This is a genomic window from Anaerobiospirillum sp. NML120511, from assembly GCF_023050955.1.
Classification (GTDB): Bacteria; Pseudomonadota; Gammaproteobacteria; order Enterobacterales; family Succinivibrionaceae; genus Anaerobiospirillum.
In genome coordinates this window covers 54,956-76,541 of record NZ_JALKIK010000012.1, presented here as the reverse complement: position 1 = coordinate 76,541, position 21,586 = coordinate 54,956, and the positions used below count along the sequence as shown (strand labels likewise).

Annotated in this window: 9 protein-coding genes and 3 tRNA genes; 6 read left to right on the top strand and 6 right to left on the bottom strand. The window is 52.6% G+C overall.

The features are described 5' to 3' along the window. Positions 1 to 1,879 precede the first annotated feature (1,879 nt). The 3 genes from MXE39_RS05160 to MXE39_RS05150 all read left to right on the top strand — a co-directional run bounded on the left by MXE39_RS05160 (position 1,880) and on the right by MXE39_RS05150 (position 5,557). A complete protein-coding gene (locus MXE39_RS05160) occupies positions 1,880 to 2,485 on the top strand; it encodes a flavodoxin (RefSeq protein ID WP_246978050.1) in 606 nt (201 codons plus the stop codon). A gap of 1,248 nt (positions 2,486 to 3,733) precedes the next feature. Then, a complete protein-coding gene (locus tag MXE39_RS05155) occupies positions 3,734 to 4,459 on the top strand; it encodes a hypothetical protein (protein WP_246978049.1) in 726 nt (241 codons plus the stop codon). 375 nt (positions 4,460 to 4,834) lie between these two features. Continuing rightward, entirely contained in the window at positions 4,835 to 5,557 is a 723-nt protein-coding gene (locus tag MXE39_RS05150; protein ID WP_246978048.1) for a DUF4405 domain-containing protein, read from the top strand. A 1,461-nt stretch (positions 5,558 to 7,018) separates the two neighbouring features. On the opposite strand, the gene MXE39_RS05145 is transcribed toward MXE39_RS05150, so the two are convergent. Continuing rightward, complete coding sequence (locus tag MXE39_RS05145; RefSeq protein WP_247073835.1) at positions 7,019 to 7,246, bottom strand: hypothetical protein; 228 nt, start codon at positions 7,244 to 7,246, stop codon at positions 7,019 to 7,021. Between the two features lie 525 nt (positions 7,247 to 7,771). Continuing rightward, positions 7,772 to 8,347 (bottom strand): rubrerythrin, encoded by a 576-nt coding sequence (gene rbr, locus MXE39_RS05140; RefSeq protein WP_246978047.1) that lies wholly within the window; start codon positions 8,345 to 8,347, stop codon positions 7,772 to 7,774. Positions 8,348 to 9,977: 1,630 nt separating this feature from the next. Between rbr and MXE39_RS05135 the strand changes: the two genes are divergently transcribed. The 3 genes from MXE39_RS05135 to MXE39_RS05125 all read left to right on the top strand — a co-directional run bounded on the left by MXE39_RS05135 (position 9,978) and on the right by MXE39_RS05125 (position 10,265). Beyond that, positions 9,978 to 10,054, top strand: a tRNA-Pro gene (locus MXE39_RS05135). Positions 10,055 to 10,083: 29 nt separating this feature from the next. Continuing rightward, positions 10,084 to 10,160 (top strand) — tRNA-Pro (locus MXE39_RS05130). Positions 10,161 to 10,188: 28 nt separating this feature from the next. Then, a tRNA-Pro gene (locus tag MXE39_RS05125) sits at positions 10,189 to 10,265 on the top strand. 275 nt (positions 10,266 to 10,540) lie between these two features. Here the strand turns inward: MXE39_RS05125 and MXE39_RS05120 are convergent. From MXE39_RS05120 to MXE39_RS05105, 4 genes are all read right to left on the bottom strand, one after another. Further along, positions 10,541 to 10,966, bottom strand: a complete 426-nt coding sequence (locus tag MXE39_RS05120) for an arsenate reductase ArsC (RefSeq protein ID WP_348647468.1) — start codon at positions 10,964 to 10,966, stop codon at positions 10,541 to 10,543. A gap of 592 nt (positions 10,967 to 11,558) precedes the next feature. After that, complete coding sequence (gene fabA, locus MXE39_RS05115; protein ID WP_246978045.1) at positions 11,559 to 12,089, bottom strand: bifunctional 3-hydroxydecanoyl-ACP dehydratase/trans-2-decenoyl-ACP isomerase; 531 nt, start codon at positions 12,087 to 12,089, stop codon at positions 11,559 to 11,561. 1,657 nt (positions 12,090 to 13,746) lie between these two features. Then, positions 13,747 to 14,382 (bottom strand): cAMP-activated global transcriptional regulator CRP, encoded by a 636-nt coding sequence (crp, locus tag MXE39_RS05110; protein ID WP_246978044.1) that lies wholly within the window; start codon positions 14,380 to 14,382, stop codon positions 13,747 to 13,749. A 2,004-nt stretch (positions 14,383 to 16,386) separates the two neighbouring features. Further along, positions 16,387 to 21,579 carry a hypothetical protein gene (locus MXE39_RS05105; protein ID WP_246978043.1) on the bottom strand — a complete coding sequence of 1,731 codons (5,193 nt, stop codon included), beginning with the start codon at positions 21,577 to 21,579 and terminating at the stop codon, positions 16,387 to 16,389. Positions 21,580 to 21,586: the final 7 nt, after the last annotated feature.

Genomic DNA, 21,586 nt, shown 5'->3' with positions numbered 1-21,586 from the left:
AATCCTGTCAAATGTTAATGAGTAACAATGGCCTGTTTACAGTCTTTTTTGATGTTACGTAACAATGAGCTCAAAAATATGCACACAGGTGCAAGAAAGTGTTTGACAGAGGTCACAGTTTAGATGTTTAATTAAGCTGTTCCCCTGATGCTGGGAAGCCCTGGAGCAGCACCTCAAAAACTCCATTACCTGCTGTTAAATTCAGGCAGCAGAAAGATCTTGCTTCAGGTGCGCATCAAAGGGGATATTCCTGAATGTGGAGGGAGCTCCATACAGTTGCTTTCAGGAGCTCCTCTGTTCTGGAAATACTGGACAATTATTTTCAATACATCACCACGATGTGCCCCTGCCGACGGCCATAATGCTTATGGCATACAGCACTGTCTTGAGTACAGGCGTTGTAACCTGCGGCGCAGCTGTGATTTATATGCCCGTCATCTCTGCAGCTTCACGGCGACTTACAGGAACGCCGCTGCAGTGTGCCTGAGGACCTGGATATGGAGTCCGAAGGCCATGGTCCGCTATGCAAATGTTAAAGCCGGACCTTCCCCTCCCTGAACTGCCTGATTCAAGGGCAGCACTAATAACTGCACCAGCGCGCATCTGAGTACAGGCGGATCTGTCCGTCGCTACATCAGGACACGGCCTGACAGTTAATCCCACCCTCCCCGGGCTTATGGCCCTGCCATGGCAGAACGCCCACAGCCCCATCAGCAGCCGCATGCCCTCATGGTCTGTACAAAGCCTCACAGCTCTTAAGGACCTGCAATTCATCAAGTGCCCATACTTTTCAGGCACGAGGCCACAGGCTGTCCTGTCACATGTCAGCGGCCGCCATTTACGGCGCCACCGCAATATACCTGCTGCACGCCGCGTGATCTCTGTCAGAGCGCAGTGTCGCTGCAGCCAGACCCGCACTGATTTCTTCCTTAATTTAGCCAGTAAGGCTGTAGTAGCTGTCCCCTGCGGCAGCATATTCTTTTGTCATAAAAGCTATCCCGGCCCTCAGGCCTGCACCGGGCAGCCAGACTGGTCCTGTCCCCCGCTCCCGGCCCGTCTGTCGGCTATCAGCCTTAAAAGCTGTCCTGAAGGGCGCCTTCTGAGTGTCAGCGTCAGCTGGAAGCGCATTTTTCCTCTCCAGTATCCCTGCATACGTGGCTTAGCCGGGCTGAAGTGGTCTTGTGAAGCGGCTCAAAGTTCACGCGTATAGCGCCCCGGGAGTAATTGTCGCGACAGCGCTAATGATGTTATGCTTTTTTGCACCCTGCACAGAAGCCGATACTTCACTTATTACAGTCTGAAAGGCTTGTGTATCGCTGCCTGTGTTATATCCCTGTTTTATGACCTTGTTTAAATGTGTGGTACTGCAGTCAGACCCGGAAGGCCTGAACTTCAGTCAGTTATTGTCCGCAAATTATCAGAGCAGTGCTCATCAGTATCTCAAGGGGGACTTTAGCAGTCATAACCGCAGAAGAACTGAATGATGAGGCACTGTCACCCTGAGCCATCAGGCAAGACAGGCAGCCATCGAGCCCTCAGACCGGCAGCCCGGCATTTCCACGGAGGGTGCGGACTGCCAAGGCGCTGACCGCATGGCTGGCATTTTCAGGGCATGTTCGGTCTGTACCGGCGTTGACCGTATGGCCAGCAATTCCGGGTATGAGCGGCCTGCCCAGGCGATGACCACATCACCAGCAATTCCGGGTATGAGCGGCTTGTTATGGCCTTGCAATTGACCGCATGGCCAGCAATTCCGGGTATGTGCGTACTGCCCAGGCGATGACCGCATCACCAGCAATTCCGGGTATGAGCGGCATGGCATGGGCTTGCAATGTCCTGCCTCTGACAGTCTGAGCTGACAATCAAAGTGGGGTTAACAATGTTCAAATGTTTTTACAGTGCAGCAGCAGCCCTGGTGCTGACCCTTGTCAGTGCCCTGTGCGCTCCTGTTGCCATGGCTCAGGATTTTTCAAAGGCCGCTGTGGTCTATTTCACCACCATGAGCAATGTTCCTGATGCCAACCCCGAATATATGGGTGCTGTTAAGCGTATGGCTCTGGAGCTGGGCAATCAGCTCAATATTCCGGTCATGGAAATCATAGCGGAAAAGCCTTATGGCACCAGCTATAAAGAGACAGCAGCCATTGCCCGCAAAGAGCGTGAGACCAATGCCTTTCCCAACCTGGCAACCACCCCTGATATCAGCAAATATGATATTGTCTTTGTCGGATATCCTATCTGGTTTCGTGCCTATCCCCGTCCTGTGGCAACCTGGATTAAATCGCAGAACTTCACTGCAAAAAGGGTTTTTCTCTTTACATCATATGGCGAGTCCGGCTGGGGCAGCTCCCTTGAAGAGGCCCGTACCGAAATGCATGGTGCCACAGTAGTTCCTTTCATGGATCTGCGAGGTCGTGAGCTGCTAAAGCTTACCGATCGCCAGATCAGGCGCTATTTTGAAAAGGCCCTCAATCAGATCAGATAGGCCTGATATAAATTGCGCTGTCAGGCAGACTGGCAGCCCGATCAGAGGCAAACCATAACGGGCATCAAGCCCGGCCCCACACTCAGGCGGCCGTCAGGACCATAACTGACGGCCGCTGTTCATTTGGGCCCAGGCAAAAGGCCGCAGCATAGTGGAGGCCATGGCAGACCTGACTGAGCGGCCCGCTCACTGCCTGCCCTGCCAGGCCCTGCATTGCAGAGCAAGGCAGTGCCTGGCAGGGCATGGGCCTGGCCGTGCAGCGCAGAGGGCCGGGCCGGAGCAGGAGCAGTCCACTTCACTCTACAGACCTGTGCGTAAACTGTTACAGCGCACAAAGCCCGGTAATGTACTTTATAAATGGCTTAAAAGTGGCTTATTGTGGTGGTAGCGTGCACCGTGCCGTGCACTGCAAAAGTGCCTAAGCAAGTTCTGTGGGAGCGTAAGTATGATGGAACTCAGAGGTCTGGTATGGCAGCGTTTGCTCTGCCTTAAAGACCGTCCTTCAGTGCTTTTTGTGAGCTAACTCACAAATTGATGGCTTATGAACAATAATCTCAACAGCCGTCAAATCTGGATGCCAGCTAATATCTATGGGCTTTACAGACAATCTGACAGTTTTATTAAGCTCTTCGGGCCCGACTGAACAGGACGCAAAGTGCCATAAATAAGGCACTTTGTGCTAGTATCAGTTAAGACCTGTGAGGTTACGGAAAACGAAGAGCATGATGGCTGATTCAGTCGCCTGAAAGCCGGAAAATCACCAGAGCCCGGCTCTGGCTTACAGCATAAGGAAAGACCGGACCTGCTGCAGTGCAGGAACAGCCCGGTTTCATAGCTTGTCTACAGCTTTGTCTGTATATGCCCCGCAGCTGTCTGCAGGAGTGATTAAACTCTGCAGCTGTGGTGTCAGCACTGCAGCAGCTTAAGGCATGCTCTTTATATCAGCTCCTGTTGCTGCGCCGTCTGATTTTCTCTTCCGTCCTGCACTGTGTCGCAGTTTTTCGCAGGCATGTTCTTATCCCTGTCCTTTTATTAAGTGCATTTACCTGCTGGTCCTTGCCGGGCATGACGGCAGTCACTGTGATTCACGACTGCCCATGATTCCGGTTTGCGGGCCTTTTTCTGTCAGTGTGTTAACGCCTTAAGACAGGATTTAATCCCCACTGTTCATCAGGCTCACCTGAGACGGACAGTCAGAGAGTCACTGGCCTGAATCATCACCCTGCAAGGCAGGGTAAGTGAGCTACCATGAGAAGTATCTTCAGAAACTTTATCCCGGCTCTGAGCATATATGCCGGTCTGACAGTGCTGTTCTCCCAGTATTATTTCTGTGTGCTCTCCGATACCTCCCTGACTGTTATTCTGGGCTGCTCACTGATTGTGATCATGCTGACCAATTTCGAGCTCATGGGCAACTATGACAGGTACCGTAGCAGAGGTCGCCGTCTGTATTTCTGGTACCGCCACCTCATCACGCTCTCGCTGGTGTTCTCAGCCGTTTCCACAGCCGTGACCGGTATTGAGGTACTGGGCAATGTCTTCAAAGGTGCCGGTTTTAACGACAACCAGCATGTCTACTCTGTTCACGTAACAGCCGTACTCTATACCTTTATCTTCATTGGCCTGCTGGTGGGCTGCTATTTCCAGCGTCTGGTTCTGACCGCAGCATATCTGGCCCGCGACATGGACATCAGGCTCTTCAAGGTCGCAAGTCCGGCAACAGTGGCTACTGTTATCATGGCTGCAGCTTCGGCCTATGGCGTATTTTATGTGTTCAGTGGTGAGCCTTATCTCATCATCACCTCCAGCCCTGAGTACTATCTTTATAAGCGCGCCATACTCAACTTTGGCCCTGTAGACAGCATTTCCGTGGCCCTGCTGGGAGCTACAGTTTCCTATATCATCTCAAGGACATTGTTAAGCCGCAGAGTCATGCGCTTTCCCTTTTTCAGCCGCTACCACTTCAATCAGTAAAAGGCACCGGAACTTACGCAGTCACAGGCATCGCAGATGAGTAATGACAGCAAAAGCCCCGACCATGGTGTAATGACCAGGCCGGGGCTTTTGTTTGAGCATGACAGCTACCAGAGGCGGTGGCTGGGCCTGGCTGCCTGAACTTGAGAACAGAGCTTGTTGAGAAAAGCACTCATATCGTTGTGGGGCAAAATATATTTTGCCAGGTTATTCCAAATTTTTCGGGCCTATCATGGCTGGCAATGGACAGATGACATTAATGTCCAGGGATTCAGTACATCACATGGGGTTTGTTTCAGCCCCTCAAACAGCAGACTATGACTGAAAGGGCATAAGCTCCAGCTCAGATCCTGAAGCCTGATGAGGCTCTAATGAGTGGTCCAGTCTGTTTTCGGTAATGCCATGAGACCATATATCAAGTCATTTATCATCGCCCTTGCTGTCTACTTACTGCTTGTAGCCGGTTTTGCCCAGCTTTACTTTCCCAAGGTAACCTCCAAGCTCTACCATGAGATCATTGCAACCATACTCTTTGTAGTGGTGATAGTGCATATAGTGCTGATGCGCTCGTATTTCACCAGTATGCTCAAGCAGAAGGGAGCCTTTTTCTACTACCGAAATTTCGTCATTATCGGTCTGGCCGTCTCCTTTATTATCACTGTAATTTGCGGCATTGCCCTGTCCAAGCATTTGTACCCAGGCCTGCTGCCTATTGAGCGCAGCTTTGCCAGACAGACCCATACTACTGCCGCCGTCTATACCTACATTTTTGCCGGTCTGCACCTTGGCTGCTATCTGACCCGCTTCCTGAACATGCTCAATGAGTATCTGCCTCATGTCCGTAAAGGTGCAATGGCCCTGTTCACTCCTGCCCGTCTTACCATGGCCGGCTTTACTCTCATTGCCATAAACGGCCTTACTCAGGTGTTCACACCAGGTTACTGGGCTGTACTGTCAGCTGCATATCGCAAACTTTCCTGGGACAGAGAGCGCAGTGTTATACTCAACACCATGGATCAGCTTTCCATAACCGTACTCTTCATGCTGATCTCAGCCCTGCTGGTTCACTGGCTGCTCACCCGCAATCAGCGCGACTGAGCCATCACAGGCCGGCACTGACCCGGAACATCAGGCATCAGCCTGACCGCAGGAGCGGACTACAGATTTTGCCCCAACGCAGGCTCAAATGCGTTTATCTCCTTGTACTTTAAGGCAGTGCCCCGATGCACTGCCTTTTTACATTCCGGGCCATACGCCAGCACCGGGCATCAGCCCCCGCAGCCCCAGTTCATCCAGCCATCCATCTATCCAGGCAGGCCCGCTCACGCTCTCATCACCACGCAGCAGCGCACCGACATTGCCTGACAAGGGCCCATATTATTACTGGCATACTAAGATCTCAGTTGCGACTTATTGCCGCCCGATCAGGCCGTCATCTCATGCCCGCACCAGGCCCTGCCGATCCGCAAGGCAGGCAACCCCGCCATAATCACGCCCAGAGGCTCGTGAAGGCAGACAATCCTGACCCAATCCAACCCAGAGGCCAGTAAGGCATAAAACGCCCCCCATAATCCCGCTCTGAGGCCCGTGAAGGCAGACAAAACGCACCCAATCCCTCCCTGAGGCCCGAGAAGGCTGACAACACGGTCCTAACTCCTCCCTGAAGCCCGTGAAGGCAGGCAATCCCGACCTGATCCTGCCCGTAAAGCTCGTAAGGCAGACTGCTCAGAGCGCGCCAGAAGATCCCATTGCATGTGTTTACGCGTATTTCTGCTCACTGCAGACTGCCTCTTATCACCACAGCAAGGATAACTTCATGTAGCTCATCAACTCTCATCATTGAGGCTCATGTTCCTGATATTCAAGCCAGGCGTCTGCTCAAAACAGGCGCCTGCTGTGCCTGGGCATGCTAAGTGGGCAGTGCAAGTGTGCATGGGCAAGAGGTAATGACCATGAGTGTAGGGCCCCTCTTGCACTGCGGGCCATTGTGACCTGGAGAGTTGTCAGTGGCTGCACGGATCCTGACAGTGCGGCCTGCAACCTGGTCGCAGATCATGGCCAGATCTTGGTCGATTTGACTGCAGGGGCTGGTAAGTATGCAAGAGACAGCAGGACAGGATGTACTGGAAGATATGGAAACAATGATGACAGGAAAAATATGACAGAAAAGGCTGGCAGGTACAGTATGGCTGGAAAGGTTTACAGCCCATCACGCAGAAATGATAAGGCAAGCAGCAGATCCGTCAGATCGGGTTATGCTGTCAGATTGGGTGATGATGTCAGATGCTTGCTAAAAGACAAAGAAAAGCAGGTATATGCCATGGTAACGCATGATGCGCAAGCCGGCACTGGCCCTTTGATGTCAACAGATTGCTTTGGGAATGGTATTTTCAGGAGGGAATTATGTCGGAAATTCTATTGAGATGCAGGCTAACTCTGCATTGAGAAACGGGCTGTGTGCACCCGATTTTTTTGATGCCGGAAAAAAGTAAGGGGCCTGTCTGGTTGGAGAAAGCCCCTCAGTCTGTTCTTCGGTTTAGTGGTATCTAGAATACCGCTTTATGTTGTATCATGCAAGCTAAATATTTGATGATATTTATCGGTTTTGCAAATTTTGCGTCTCTGGTCACAAGGCATGAAAAAAGACACAGTAATGATAGAAAAAAGCGGTATTACCTGGTCAAATTGTGTTATATCTAGTTCTTTTGCTGGAGAAGCTGATAAATACAGGGTTTTCAACGGTAAAATACCTGTATTTTGTTCATAATGGCTGGGTGCTAATTGCATGGAGCTCACTGCACGTCAGTAACATTGATTGTGGCGAGTTGGGTTGCAGTGAGCTGTACGCTCTGAAAGTTGCTTGTCAGCCGGTAAGCAAGGAGCTTTTACCAGAGGATTTCTTTGAGTGGGGCAGGGGATTTTTCAGAGGTACTAAGTGGCGGCCATGGGCTGAGGTCATGGCATCTGTAGCTGCCCTTGGATGTTGCCCTGGTACTCTTTGGGATGATGATCTGTGGCCGCCTGGGGCGGCGGCCTGGGCTGAGGCCCAGGCTCGGGGGCTGGCCCAGTCGTGCCCTGGCATGTCTGGGAGAGTGGAAAACAAAAGGCACAGCCTGCTGTCCTGAGGGAACAGTAAGCTGTGCCTTTTATAATTCAGCAAGGGTTCGACCTGATGGCTGTCTGTTCATCAATGGCTTAAGGTCAGGCAGTCATGGTTGCAGGTTACAGGGCCATGAGCGGGCCATGGAATTGTAAATCTGAGCATGTTGCGGGTCAGTCCCGCAGCCCTTATCTCATGGCCCTGGAGCTGAATCAGTAGTCGGCGCGCAGTACTTCAAAGTGGGCCTGTGGGTGGTTACAGGCAGGGCATACCTTAGGAGCATCGGTGCTCTCATGGATAAAGCCACAGTTGCGGCAGCGCCAGATAACCTTGTCATCACGGCGGAACATGGTGCCGGCCTCAAGGTGAGCCAGCAGATCACGGTACTGCTTCTCGTGCTGCTTTTCAGCAATGGCAATGTTCTCCATTACGGCAGCAATCATTGGGAAGCCTTCCTCACGGGCAATGGCGGCATACTTTGGATACATGTCGGTCCATTCCTCGTTTTCGCCATCAGCGGCAGCCTTGAGGTTGGCTGCAGTGTCACCGATTACGCCGGCAGGGAAAGTGGCAGTGATTTCAGTGTGACCACCCTCGAGGAACTTGAAGAGGCGCTTGGCGTGCTCCTTTTCCTGATTGGCGGTTTCTTCAAACATTGCAGAAATCAGAACATAGCCTTCGTTCTTGGCTACGGAGGCATAGTAGTTGTAGCGGTTACGGGCCTGAGACTCACCGATAAAGGCGGTTAAGATGTTCTTTTCAGTTTGAGTACCCTTTAAGCTTGGCATAACACTCTCCTTACTAAAGACCGACGTATTCAGGCTGTCAATCATCAGTACAGGCAGAGCCCGTACCTCCGGAATATAAGCTTAGTGCCCTGCATGCTGCAGGCATATCATGGCCTGCGTGCATGACTCTGTCATTGTGCGGCCAGTACGCCATGGGGCGGATACAGGTTCAGCACATTCGTGGTATCAGCTGCCCTCTGAGGTGAGGCCAGGGCTGAACCGCAGACCTGCTCAGGTTACTGCTTACAGGCGGCTGATGAATTCCGGTCATATATGCATCCTGACCCTGGCTGTATTGCGGCAAACGTTGTCATAACCCTGCACAGGACAGTCAGGGCAGAGGCCAGCCGGGAGGCTCAGGCAGCATATGCTTTACAGATCCTGAAAGTTAAGAACTGACAGCCATTGACAGATCCTGACGTGGACAGATGCCAGGGCGGCTGATCAGTTCTCATGATGTGATACAAATATCCAACATTACCGGGCTTATGTCAACTGAAAAATTGTGACTTTATCATTTCAGAATGATAAAGGCTTAAAAACGCCATTCACCTGGAACAGCAGGACAAAGTGCGTGTCAATACAGCTGTATATAAGTTATAAATAACGTAAATATCAGCTTTATATCAGTGCAGAAAGGCCAGTGACAGCCCGCTGCCATGTGCGGGTGCTGGTTTTAAAGCCATAAGGAAAAATTTGGGACTTAAGTAAATAATATGATTAAGTCAGTACTAACACTGGGAGATTTTCACTTGTTCACAGGTAATATTTCAGCTACTTAATAGCTAAATTGAGCTTAGTTGAAATATGCATACCGCAGCTCTCTGAAGACCATCATGGGGCGGATCAACACCTGCCTTAAGATCGGCTGTTAAGGCAGGCCAGGCATTGCTGAGCGTGCCTCTATGAGTGTGACTCTGCTGGCTGACGCCTGGTGCGGCGGTACTGAAGTCAGGTCAGGAATGGATAAGTAAAGGTACGTCAGGGAAAAGACAGGCAGGAAAAGAATAGTACTGTACGACCGTGAAAGGACACGAAAGAAAAGAAAGGAAAGCTACGGCAGGTAAAGAGAAGGAACGGCACGGCAGGAAAAGAAAAGTACAGCAAGGAAAAGTACATTACGTCAGGGCTGCAATTAAGGGTAGATCTGACTGTTTGCAATATATGGAGGCTTAAGCCCTCAGTGACCAAATCGCCTTTGGTCAGGCAGCCCAAAGGCTGGGTCGATGCCATGCAGCGGCGGGCATACGGCTTAATGGAGGACGCTGGGAGTTAAGTGGTTTAATGGAGCCGCTGGGAATTAAGCTGTCTAATGGAGCAGGCTGGGAGTTAAGCGGTCTAATGGAGCCTGCTTGGAATTTGCGGTTTGATGGAGCCGCTGGGAATTAAGCGAAGCCGTGATGTGCGCGGCCTCTATGGCTGCCACTATGGTGTTCTGTGGGCTGTATTCAGGTGGCATGGGCAGTAATGGGACAGGCCAGGCAGGACCGGGAATGTGGTTAGGGGCCATATTGATGCTGAAAAATATCGCAAAGCGCGCAGGCAGGCCGTTACGGCGGACGCCAGGTTAAATATTTTTTAAGCTCTTGTTGTTGACAGTCTGATATCACCTACCTATAATGTGCGCCATCGGTGATTAGCGCAGTCCGGTAGCGCAACTGCTTTGGGAGCAGTGGGTCGTAGGTTCGAATCCTACATCACCGACCAGCTCTTCATGAGTGAACAGACAATAAGATCGGTGATTAGCGCAGTCCGGTAGCGCAACTGCTTTGGGAGCAGTGGGTCGTAGGTTCGAATCCTACATCACCGACCAGTTCTTCATGAGGGACAGACAATGAGATCGGTGATTAGCGCAGTCCGGTAGCGCAACTGCTTTGGGAGCAGTGGGTCGTAGGTTCGAATCCTACATCACCGACCATTTCGCATTAAGGGCACCGCAAAGGTGCTTTTTTTGTGCCCTTTTCCCGCCCTCAGGACCGTCGTTCCTGATATTTACGCGATTTTTTCGGCACTCCTGCAGTTCACTCAAGGCCATAAGGCCAATTCCCCGCACTCACTTCACAACACTGTTTTTCCCAGCTCATCCCCACCTGGCAGGCCTGCTTTCTGGCCGCTCCGCGATCCTCCCCAGCACCATTGCCCTTGCTCTTCTCTTGTCCCATGAGAGTTTGTCTGACGCTGGGGCCTTAAACCCTATGGGCTGGTGATGACAATGGAGGCGGCCAGCTGTCTTATTTTGTGCTCAATACTGTCAATAGTACGGTTGAAGAAGGCGTCATCATGACCTGAAGGATCCTCAAGACCCCAGTCGAACAGATACTTATGCGGCACTGATGGGCAGGCCACATTGCAGCCCATGGTAATGACAATATCAATGGCAGGAAGCTCTGCTACCAGCTTGCTGCGCTGCCCCTTAGCCTCCATGTCTATACCGTAGCGTGCCTTGACCAGGCGTACGGCATCCTGGTTAATCCTGTCCTTGAGCTCAGTGCCGGCGCTTACGGACTCAAAGCTGGCGCTGGCCAGCAGTTTTCCCAGAGCCTCGGCTATCTGGGAGCGACAGGAATTGTGCACGCAGACAAAAGCTACTACCGGCCTGTGATCAAAAGTAAGGCGCATGTTTTCACCGGTGCTGCGTTCAGATTTGTCCTTCTGGGGCGCTGCCGTGGCTGATCCCGTGCTGGAGGCTGTAGCGGAGCAAGGGCAATTGTGCTGTTCAGAATTATCCATACGTTCTTCCTGGTACTGGTGGTAGTGTTGGCACTTGTGGGGTGATTTATGTCCCGGCGCGGGCGCTGACAGCGGAAAATTATCCGGCTATAAGGGCCCGTTATGCTGAATGTGCCATGCCCGAAGCCCTTACTGAAGCCGGACCTGCAGGCAGGAACAGCTGGCGCTGCTGCCGTATGCGGCTGCCTTGTCAGCAGGCGGGCAATGCCGTGGCGGTCGCATAGTGTGCTGTCAGCCTGGCGGTACCGCGCCGGCCAGGCAGACAGGGTCATGGTAATCTGCTGGGGCAGTGCCGGGACGAAAGACAGGCAGTGCCGGGTACCGGGCCTGCCGGGACAGCCTTTGCTGTCCTGGGCGGGGCCAGGGGGATTTGCCGTGCATATAAATGCCACAGCCCCGCAACGGAATCATTACGGGGCTGTGTGCGGCGCAGCCGGCTGAGCGTGAGCTCAGCGGCCTGCGTGAAACGGGAGCTTAAAGCTTAGTCCTTCTGTGGAGGAACCAGACCTACCTGGAGATCTTCGGCAGTGTAGATAAGCTGGTCGTCAACCAGTACCTTGCCGTCTGCAACGCCCATGATGAGCTTGCCGCGCTCGATAATGCGCTTCATATCGATGATGTAAGTTACCTTCTTGCAGTCAGGCAGAACCTCACCCTTGAACTTTACGGTCTTTACGCCCAGAGCACGACCCTTGCCCGGACCGCCGCGCCAGCCCAGGAAGAAGCCAACCAGCTGCCACATGGCATCAAGGCCCAGACAGCCAGGCATAACTGGATCACCTGGGAAGTGGCATTCAAAGAACCACAGCTCCGGAGTGATGTCGAGTTCGGCAGTGATCTGACCGAGACCATGTTCGCCATCATCAGCACGGATAGAGGTAATGCGATCAAACATCAGCATGTTTGGAGCTGGTAACTGGCTGTTGCCCTTACCGAATAATTCGCCACGAGAGCATGCTAAAAGATCTTCTTTGGAAAAGGAATGAACGCCACGTTCAAGCAGTGATGCCATTTGTTACTCCTGTTAGTCTCACGACTCCATATCCGCTTTAATTAAGCTCCAGCACAGACGCGGAGCATGCTGGCAGACGGATATATAACCATTGCGTGTCCCGGTCCGGCCGGCTGATGCCGACCCGGTGCACCGCACCGTCAATACCGCCTTACTGACACAAAGCTCAGTATTCAGTAAGCGACCAGGGCAGGAGGCTGCCTCATACACGACCGGCCTGTACCATGGTCTGTCAGCCCGTCTAAAAGCGCCTGTATCAGGCTTTTATGGCTCTGAGCAGCCCCGGGCAGGCTCACGCAAAAAACTCAAACAGTATAGCACAAGCCCTGCCCGCCACTTAAACAAATTGCACGCCCCGCCCTTATCTGTCAGCAGTTTCAGGTACCGCACCCAACGCACCTTATGCCCGGAGACACCACCACAAGGTAAGACGACACAGCTGTTACCAGCCGTGCCACGCCCAGCCTTGCACGGCACGATCGAGCCGGGCCCTGCCACGGCTTAGCACGTCGTGCCCTCCCTGCAACTCCGTGCTGCGCCGCAGGCTGATGCCAGGTATCTGCACTGGTATCTGCCGGGCTGCCAACATGGCATGCGTGTGCGGCTGGCCGTGCTCGGCTGCTTTCCGGGGCGACATCAGGTTTGGGTTCTGTTCTCTTAGATCATGCGCCAGGTTTGTGATTCTGGTTATTAAGACGAAATTGATAGATGGGACTTACGTGGACGCGCCGGGACGCTACTGACCTGCAGGGCAGCACAGGTCCCATGGAGTCTCATGGACAGGCAGGTATTCAATAGCACTGGGATCGGGGCTGTACCTGGACTGGCACTGGAAAGTACTGCAAAGGAGCTTTGCTATAAGCCCTTGCTGCCCGGACTGTTGTGGCGTGGAAAGAGAACTGTGCAGGAGAGTCCTGGCGGCACAGCATGGGGCGGGTGCTCATAAGCGGGCATGGATGGGGCTTGTGGCAATGCCGCCGGGATGGGATGGGATGATTGGCATGGCGGGGCCGGGAATTTCCAGGTTGCAGCCGCGTGGTACTTTTGTCTGGGCAAAAAAAATCGAGAGTCACTCCTCATCTGCTGGCGCGCCATGGAGGCACTGAGATGTGGGTAACTCTCGACACAATCACTACGGTTTTAATTTTTGAGTACGAACGGAAGTTTTTTCTTCAGTTCTTAATAGTAATTGGCATTATAACTGGTTGGCCTGAAATTAGCTAGTATGCGCGCCACAAATAGCTGCAGTATTGTAAATTAGGCCTGATTTTTAGGCCCCAGTGCACATTTTGGGCATTTTTCAGCAGTTACGACTGTATGGCAGACACTGTCATCAGTCGCTTTTACGTGTTGCGCGGTCACAAAGGATCTCTGTTATGCCCGGCCTGTCCCCTCATGGGCATTCATGGTTATGAGCATGAGTATAAGCAGGGGCGGGATGAGCCAGGTGCGGCCAGGTTGCAGGACCATGGTCGGGCTCAAGCGTTTCGTGGCGGTTCGGGCCCTGGCATCGCAGGGCAGGTGGGGTATGGTGCCATGGCGGAGCACGCCCTGCAGGCCGACCAGCCCGGCCTTGCGGGCCTGGACGGTTTCCTGGTCAGAAAAAAAAGCCCGGCTAAAATGAGCCGGGCTTTTTTCGAGCAGACGCTGACGTTTATCAGCGGGTGCCGTAAACCACAATGGTCTTGCCGTGGGCGTGGATGAGGTGGTTTTCCTCCATCATCTTGAGAATACGGCCTACGGTCTCACGGGAACAGCCTACAATCTGGCCGATTTCCTGACGGGTGATCTTAATCTGCATACCATCAGGGTGGGTCATGGCCTCAGGCTGGTGAGCCAGGTTGAGCAGAGTCTTGGCAATGCGGCCGGTAACGTCCAGGAATGCAAGGTTGCCTACCTTCTTGGAGGTATCAGCAAGGCGAACGGCCATCTGGGAAGCAAGGCGCATCAGAATCTCAGGGTTTACCTGTACGAGCTGCTTGAACTTGTTATAGGAAACCTCGGCAATCTCACAGCTGGTCTTGGCCTTAACCCAGGCAGTACGTACCGGATTCTCCTCGGACTCATTGAAAAGACCAAGCTCGCCGATAAAGTCGCCCTGGTTGAGATAGGTGAGAATCATCTCATGGCCGTCATGATCCTTGATGAGGACCACTACAGTGCCCTTGACGATGTAGTACAGGGTCTCAGCCTTTTCTCCGGCATGGATAATAGTGCTTTTCTGTGAGTACTTGTGAATATGACACTGACTTACAAACCAGCTGATAGTGCTGTCAGAAGGTGGCTTAACCATAATTCAAACCTTAATCGTGAGCTGCCGCCATGTACAGGCCATACGGCTGCCTGATTTATTTAGTCTTTGTAACAGTGGTCTGCTGCGGTCTGTGCCGTCTGCAGGGTGCACATATTACGCTATAACTGTCCATAGGCTGTGAGCAAAAGGCATTCATGGCCATCGCAAGGATGTTCATGATCTCTCCTGCCAACGTCTGGCACGTTACCCTAAATGCTGTAATAAGGCTATTACATATCAGTGTGGCCAATGGATTCATGAGTTTTGACAGGGTGACTGCAGCAGCCTCTGCCATGGGCCTCAGGCCTGATGAACAGACTGCCGATAAGCCGTGCCCTGCACAGCAGGATCATATGCTCTGAGAGCTGATCGCTGTCTCTTATCTGTCCCTTTAGGGGTATGCAATACTGCAGGCATTTAACGTGCCACTTCAGGTTCACAACGCACTGTAACAGAGGCGGTTTATCCTTGCTGCACCGTGAGCTGCCATGCTCGTAAGAGCTCCTGCTTATCAGGCTGCTGCCCACAGGGGAGCACTGCCCCTGAGGTCATCATGGTACAAAAGGTAAGAAAGCCTGTCTGAATGCGGGGCTTACAGACTCCATCATGGAAGGTATGTCTCTCCTGCAGCAGTAGCTGCCCGGTTTGTTTGCTGAGCTTTGCGGGACAAAAAGATCAGGATGTTTAGTGAAAAGGCAGATAATCCTGTTTTCAAAATAGCATCAAAAAGCGCTTTGTACACGCCTGGTGATGAAAATGCTCTCCGGATTTGTCAGAAAGTTACTGTCAATATACTCTAATGTGACGGTATTTTAAGCTGTGTATCCGGAAAATATAGCAGGCGCAGATGACACAGTTAAGACTACGCCTGAAGTCATAATACAACTTTTCTCCAGCCAATGGTACCGGATGCAGGGCTCATATGTGCAATATTTGCCAATGTGGTCAGATATTTACAGCATTTGCAGGATCCCAGTCAAAGCCCGTCGTTACGGGCCCCACTTATGACCCCATGCTTTTGAAAAATGCGCAATTTTCAGTATCAGCGCTGTATCTAATGCACGTGCACGGCACACTGTGTGCCAAAAAGCCCGGCGCCCGCAAATCTCTGTCCCTCCTGCTGGCCCAGTCACCTGGATTTTCCTGTCTGTTCCCCGGGCTTAAAGCCCCAGAATAATGCCCTGATTACCGGGCTTACTTTGCCTGGCACGGCGGGCTTTTTACCTGATAAAGCCAGTAATTACCGCACGTAAGCAGGCACGCAGGTGGGCCGGTCTGATTTCAAAGATCGGTCCGGATACCGCTCATAAGCTCATGCGACCCACCATGATTTTCAGGCCACCAGCCGGGGAGCAGAGCGGTCTTGCCGTGCACCGTAAACGTTGCAGGAGTGCACGGTTATGGTACCGGTGTGGCTGTGGCTGTGGCTGTGGCTGTTGCCAGTGCTGGTATGCATATAAAGGGAATGCAGGGCACATGCTGGAGCGCTGAATACCATGGAGCATGGCTGGTCATTGGCTGCCTGATGCAGGCGATCCTTAATCTGCGCTCTGGCTGCGCCCAGTATGGGCCCTGACTGGGACCTGGCTGCGCCCACTATGGGCCCTGACTGGGGCCTGGCTGCGCTCTGGCTGCGCCCAGTATGGGCCCTGACTGGTCACTGACTGCGCTCTTGTCTGTCCCTGTATGGGCCCCTTGCCTGAGCCAGGAGGCGGAAATATCGTGTCTGGCGGCCATGAAGAGATGTGGGGAGCCGGGCGCGGTGCAGGGCGGTGGGGCGCTGAGCCTGCCCTGTTCTGTTAAAAGTAAAAGAGCCTTTGCCGGGAGCTGGTCCTGGAAAAGGCTCTTATATCTTCTCATGGTAATGAGAGCTGCGGCGCGGCCGCAGCGACCGGTCGGCCGCTGCGCTGACCTGGTGTACCCGTAGCGGGCAGGTCACGGCCCTGAGCGCGTTGCGGTCAGGGCTCGGACCAGTTCGGTACGGTGCGGTACGGTATGGGCGGTCTAGGACAGACGCAGTGGATGCAGGGCTATGTAGGAGCGATCCTCCATGAAGGTCTCGAGATTGCGCTCGGTGTCATGGTCAAGCAGCTTGTTCAGGGTCTCGTCAGAACCTGACTGCTCCGAGATATAGGACATGAACAGATTTCTGAGGCTGTAGCCTGAGATGCGCATCTGCAGCAGCGGAGCGCCTGAACTGCCCGAAGGAGCATTGAAAATGACATTGCTCTGAGCTGAGGAGTTCTCATGCAGGGCAAAGACACATGAAAGGCTGCGCAGGTATATATCAACCTGATTTTCACGTATCAGCTGAGCAATGCGGGCAAACTCAGGATACTTGAGGTTGAGCTGGGCAGCACTGAAAGTCTGGCTGTTACTTACCATGTCCATGAGCTGGCACAGCCACTGGCGCTGAGAGAGGTTGAACTCATCTTCCTGCTGGGACAGTGACTGATATACCAGTCGGGCAGTGCTGAAAGACTGATCGCGTGACTTTTTGGCAAGTCCGCCATCGGCCTTGTCAAGGAACTTGGATTCAGCAATGTACAAAATGAGCGCATATCTGTTGGCGCAGGTGCCGCCGGTGCTGTGCCTGGTGCCGCCGGTGCCGCTGCGGGCAGCGCCGCTGCTGGCAGAGCCGGCTGAGGCGGCGGTGATGCCGTCAGGGGCGGTAGCGGCCTGGCCCTGCCTGTACTCAAGAACCTGGATGCCCATCAGATCGGAGAGCTGATTGTTGGCAGCTCCGGAGCTGAACAGGGCACTGAACTCGTCAAGGCTGACAAAGGACGGAGTCTTGAGTACTGGGCTGGCGTTGATGCTGGCGGCCAGTCTGCTCATCAGCTTAATCATCAGCCAGCGGCTGAGTACGAGACCTGTCATCTCATAGGTGTTTTTGCGGCGCAGCAGAGCACGCATGAGTATGCTGCCCGAGACAACAGTGGCATCGCGGCTGATCAGGCTGCAGCACTGGTTATTGTCATTTTCGGTAATGGAAATTTTGTTGAGCATCTCATGGGCAAACTTCATGTCACGGACATTAAGCTTGCGGGTAGTAACCATGAAGTTGACCGGACAGTCTCTGAAGCGGTCAAAGTAGATAAGATGACTGTTGCTGTCTATGCTCTGGCGGCACATGAGGTCATCGATATAGATGACATTGTGGGCATAGTTCTGCAGGCTGGCCACCTCACCTGAGTCGCGTACGGCATCTTTGATGAACTGACGCATCAGAGGGGTTTTGACAAACTGGGCATCGTAGTGGAAAGCAGCAGCGCCATCAGAGCTTTGAGCATCATACTGTTCGAGCATCTTTTTGAGCGTATCTGATGATACGGCGAAGTGCTCATTGCTGTTTTCAACAATACATACCGAGCTGAGATTCTGGATAATGAGATTGAGCGGCAGCACCGGGGTGGTAAGGAAACGGGCGGCCTGGAGGCCGCTGTTATGCTCAAAGTCGACATGAGAAATCAGCGACGGACAGTAGTTGAACTCATCACTGACCGGAATTACATCAACACTGCCAGAGGTCAGGCGGTACTGGGCACGGCTGTCAAATACATGAGGCATAAGGCAGATATCCACCATGCGTCTCATTTCTTCATCAGGTTCGCCATTGCTGGTGCGCAGAATCTCAAGATCCAGCCACTTGTCGTAGGTACCGGTAGACTTGTAGGTATTCATCTTGAATACGCTGTCATTGCTGCGGGCAGACTGGGCGGTACTGGCCAGCACTGATACCTGGACCTGACGGTTGAAGTGACCTTCATTGTCATTGCGTGAAAGCTGTACACGCTTCTTCTCAAAGGAGCGGTAAATCTCCTGAGCGTCATAGAGGCTGTTGTTGACGACAATAAGACGGAAGCTGCAGGATCTGAGCTCTTCACTTTCGGCAATGGCCTCGTAAATCTCAAGAGGCAGATCAAGCATGCCACAGCAGTAAATCATCACAGTGCAGCTTTCCATATAGTATGGGCGGCTGCTGATATACCTCTGCAGATAGCGGATAAAGGCTTCGCGGTAGCGTTTGAGTCTGATGGTGTACTGGCTTGCCGAGCTGCCATCGGTGGTAATGGCAAAACTGCCTGAGCGGCTGTCGACGCCGTGAATGGCGCCATACTGCATCTGCAGACCGGCAATTTCATCATAAAGGGTATAGCCACGCTGCCAGGCACAGGCAGTAACCACAGACTTGTCCATGGTGCTGCCTTTCTGTCTGGTGTTGCGCACCAGTGTCATGGCAATGGTCTCAGGGCCCCAGCAGCGATCCTCGCTGTTTTCGATAAAGTTGCTGAACTGCTTGTGATCGCTCAGAGATGACTTGTACATCACCACAGAGCGTATCATGCGGCACAGGCCCTCATTGCGTGAAAACAGGCTGAGCATGCTGTCAGGATGGAAAGGTGTGGCAATGGCGGCAGTACGCATACCGGCAGGGAAGATGGTATCAGCCCAGCTGCTGTCGCTTTCAATAATTTCATTCTCAAGCAGATAGCGGGCAGGCAGATGGGCGGCCTTTTCAGGTACAGCCATGCCGGTCATACTGATAAGTTCCAGCATGCTCAGGGCAAGCTGGGAAACTGTCTGCTCAGATGAGCTTATCAGTGATGAGTTCATGATGCGCCACTGCAGTTTGCCGTACAGCACTGACAGAGCCCGAACCTCTGTAATGTTCAGGCTGCAGGCAAACATGCTGGCAAGACAGCTTTTCCATTGCTTTGTAAAATCTTTTAAAGTGCGTCTGATGTCACGTACATCCTTGAGCATCTTTTCATCAGCATCGCTCTGACTGTCTTTAGGGATGCGCTCTTCAATACTCTTAAGAGCACTGGTAACACAGCCATGGATATTGCACCAGGCTTCGGTACTGGCATCAGGTCTGAAAAAGCCGGAATTCATACCTGCGCCTTCGATACTCTCAAGCTTTACTGACTGGGCATTGCCTCTGAGCAGCTCACTGCTTCTGGTATAGGTGCCCAGCTGCATGGCTTTAACCTTTTTGGAGGCAAGCAGCTCCAGATCCACAGGCATGAGATGACCGGCGCTGCCAGGTGTGCCTGTCCACTCGATAATACGTGGGGCAGGAGACTTGTCATCGCTGGTTTCGATAAGAACAGTAAAGGCCAGAGTGGTACGGCTGCGGTCCTTGACAGTAGAACGCATCGAGGTGTCACTGGCCGAAGAATCCCCATGACGGGATCGCAGAAACTCGTTGAAGTTAAACAGCGGGAACCCGGCTTTGTCATCGGCACTGTTGCAGGTAAATACTATACGGTTGCCCAGAGTCTCTGAAAGAGATTTGAGAAAAGGACCGTAGAGAATACTGAACTGCATGGCGCACTGGTAGTTGATTTTGAGTGCGTCATTGACGTTTTTGTTGAGCTTGACCGTAACCCTGGTGATTTCCTGATCATGGGTGTCGGCATGCTGGGAGATAACGCGCAGCAAAGATACCAGGAAGTTGTCGCTGTTAATGCGCTCACCTGTGTAAATGAGCTTTTCCCAGCTGTTATTAATAGACCTGTCCTTGGTGAGTATGTTGCGGTATTGACTGTACAGGCGGTACAGATCATTGCGCTCCTGCTCAGTGATGGCGGTTGCAGACTTGTTAAGAATAGTACTTGCCAGAGCTTCGTCTGCATCACTCATGTTTTCATGAGCGTCACTGACCGTTTGCCTGAACAGCTCCATGGTGCGGTCAAAAAGGGATTTCTTTTCAGCCTTGCGGGCAACCCTGGTAAAAAGGGCCGCACGTATCACTTCCCAGTCAGCATGACACAGCTGGTCATAGATCTGGCCTGAGCTGCGGCTGTCACTGGCAGAAGTGCGCACGAAGTTCTTAAGCACAGCTGAGACCCAGCTGTCCTTAATCTTCTTATACTGGCTGTCTTTGACATAGCCTTCAAAGCAGGCGGTAATTTCATTGACATCAGGGCCACTGCCTGAGCTCAGGAAGCGGTTCTGCAGAGGCTGAACATGGGTAAGCCAGGACTCAAAGGTGTTTTTATAACGTGAGTCCTTTTTCTTGGCGCTGTTCTGATAGAAAAGGCCATCATAAGCCGGCACTCCCAGTACAGGAAGGGATTTTCCTGCTATGCCATGGATAGTGTCCTTTTCGCCACCGGCTTTATCAAGAGCAATAAAGGCACGGTCGATCTCGGCTGCATAGGACATAAGAAGGTGCATGTCGATGAAAAGTTCACTGAAGTAGCCATCTGACAGGGTCTTGAGGAAGAAAATCAGGGCACTCTTCTTTTCCGAGTCCGGGAAAATGGAATGACTGATCTCAGGGTATCTGCTTTCAGTAAAGTCTCTGAAGCTCTTATGTAACTGACCGGCAATTGACTCCTCAGTAAACTGGGTTACATCACCCAGGGTGTCGATACTGGCAGTCTCACGGGTAAAGAGCACGGTAAGGTAACCGCTCAGCTGGTGATTGCGCAGGTGAGCTGAGTTTTTCTGAGCTACACGGCTGGTAAAGCTTTTTGAACGGCCCTCAAGATCCTCTCTGTAACCTGACTGCTCTACAATGATGTTTAGAAAGTTCCAGTGATTGAAAGATCGGGTGAAATTCTGGTGCTCTGCGTCTATCTGGCAGATGATGGTATCGATGTCAGCAGCATCAAGGCCGGCCACGATGAAAAAGCCCAGGGATGTGTTTCCCCGGGAGGAGCGACTGTCGTAATCTTTCTTGCTGGCCGGAAGCAGGGACTCAATAAGCTGCATGCCACAAAAGCCCAGCAGCTGCTGAGCAATCTGCTCACGCTCTTTCCTGATTACGGGAAGATACTCTCCAAAATATTTATTGAGCTCCTCTTCCTCCTTGGGAGTAAGACGCAGATCCAGAGCCTTTTGGACAGCCTGGCCACCGGCATCGCTGCCTGCGGCGCCGTCAGCTGGGACGCCGTCAGCTGCGGCACGGGACTGTGTCGGCTCATCAGCATGTCCCAGCGCATCAGCCAGCACCGGTGCATCAGCAGACATCAGCGCATCAGCCAGTGTCGGCGTATCAGCCTGCACAGGAGCAGAGCCTGCGCCGTGCAGGTCGGAGGTATAGTCATAGCTTATGTGGCATTCAGCGCCACGCTGTTGAGCAGCTGTATAAAAACGCTCAGCATCCAGACTGAAGGCGTTGCGGGCATGATGAGGCAACAGCTCATATCTGCTGCCCATGTTGACAAAGGAATTTGCTTTCATAGTGACC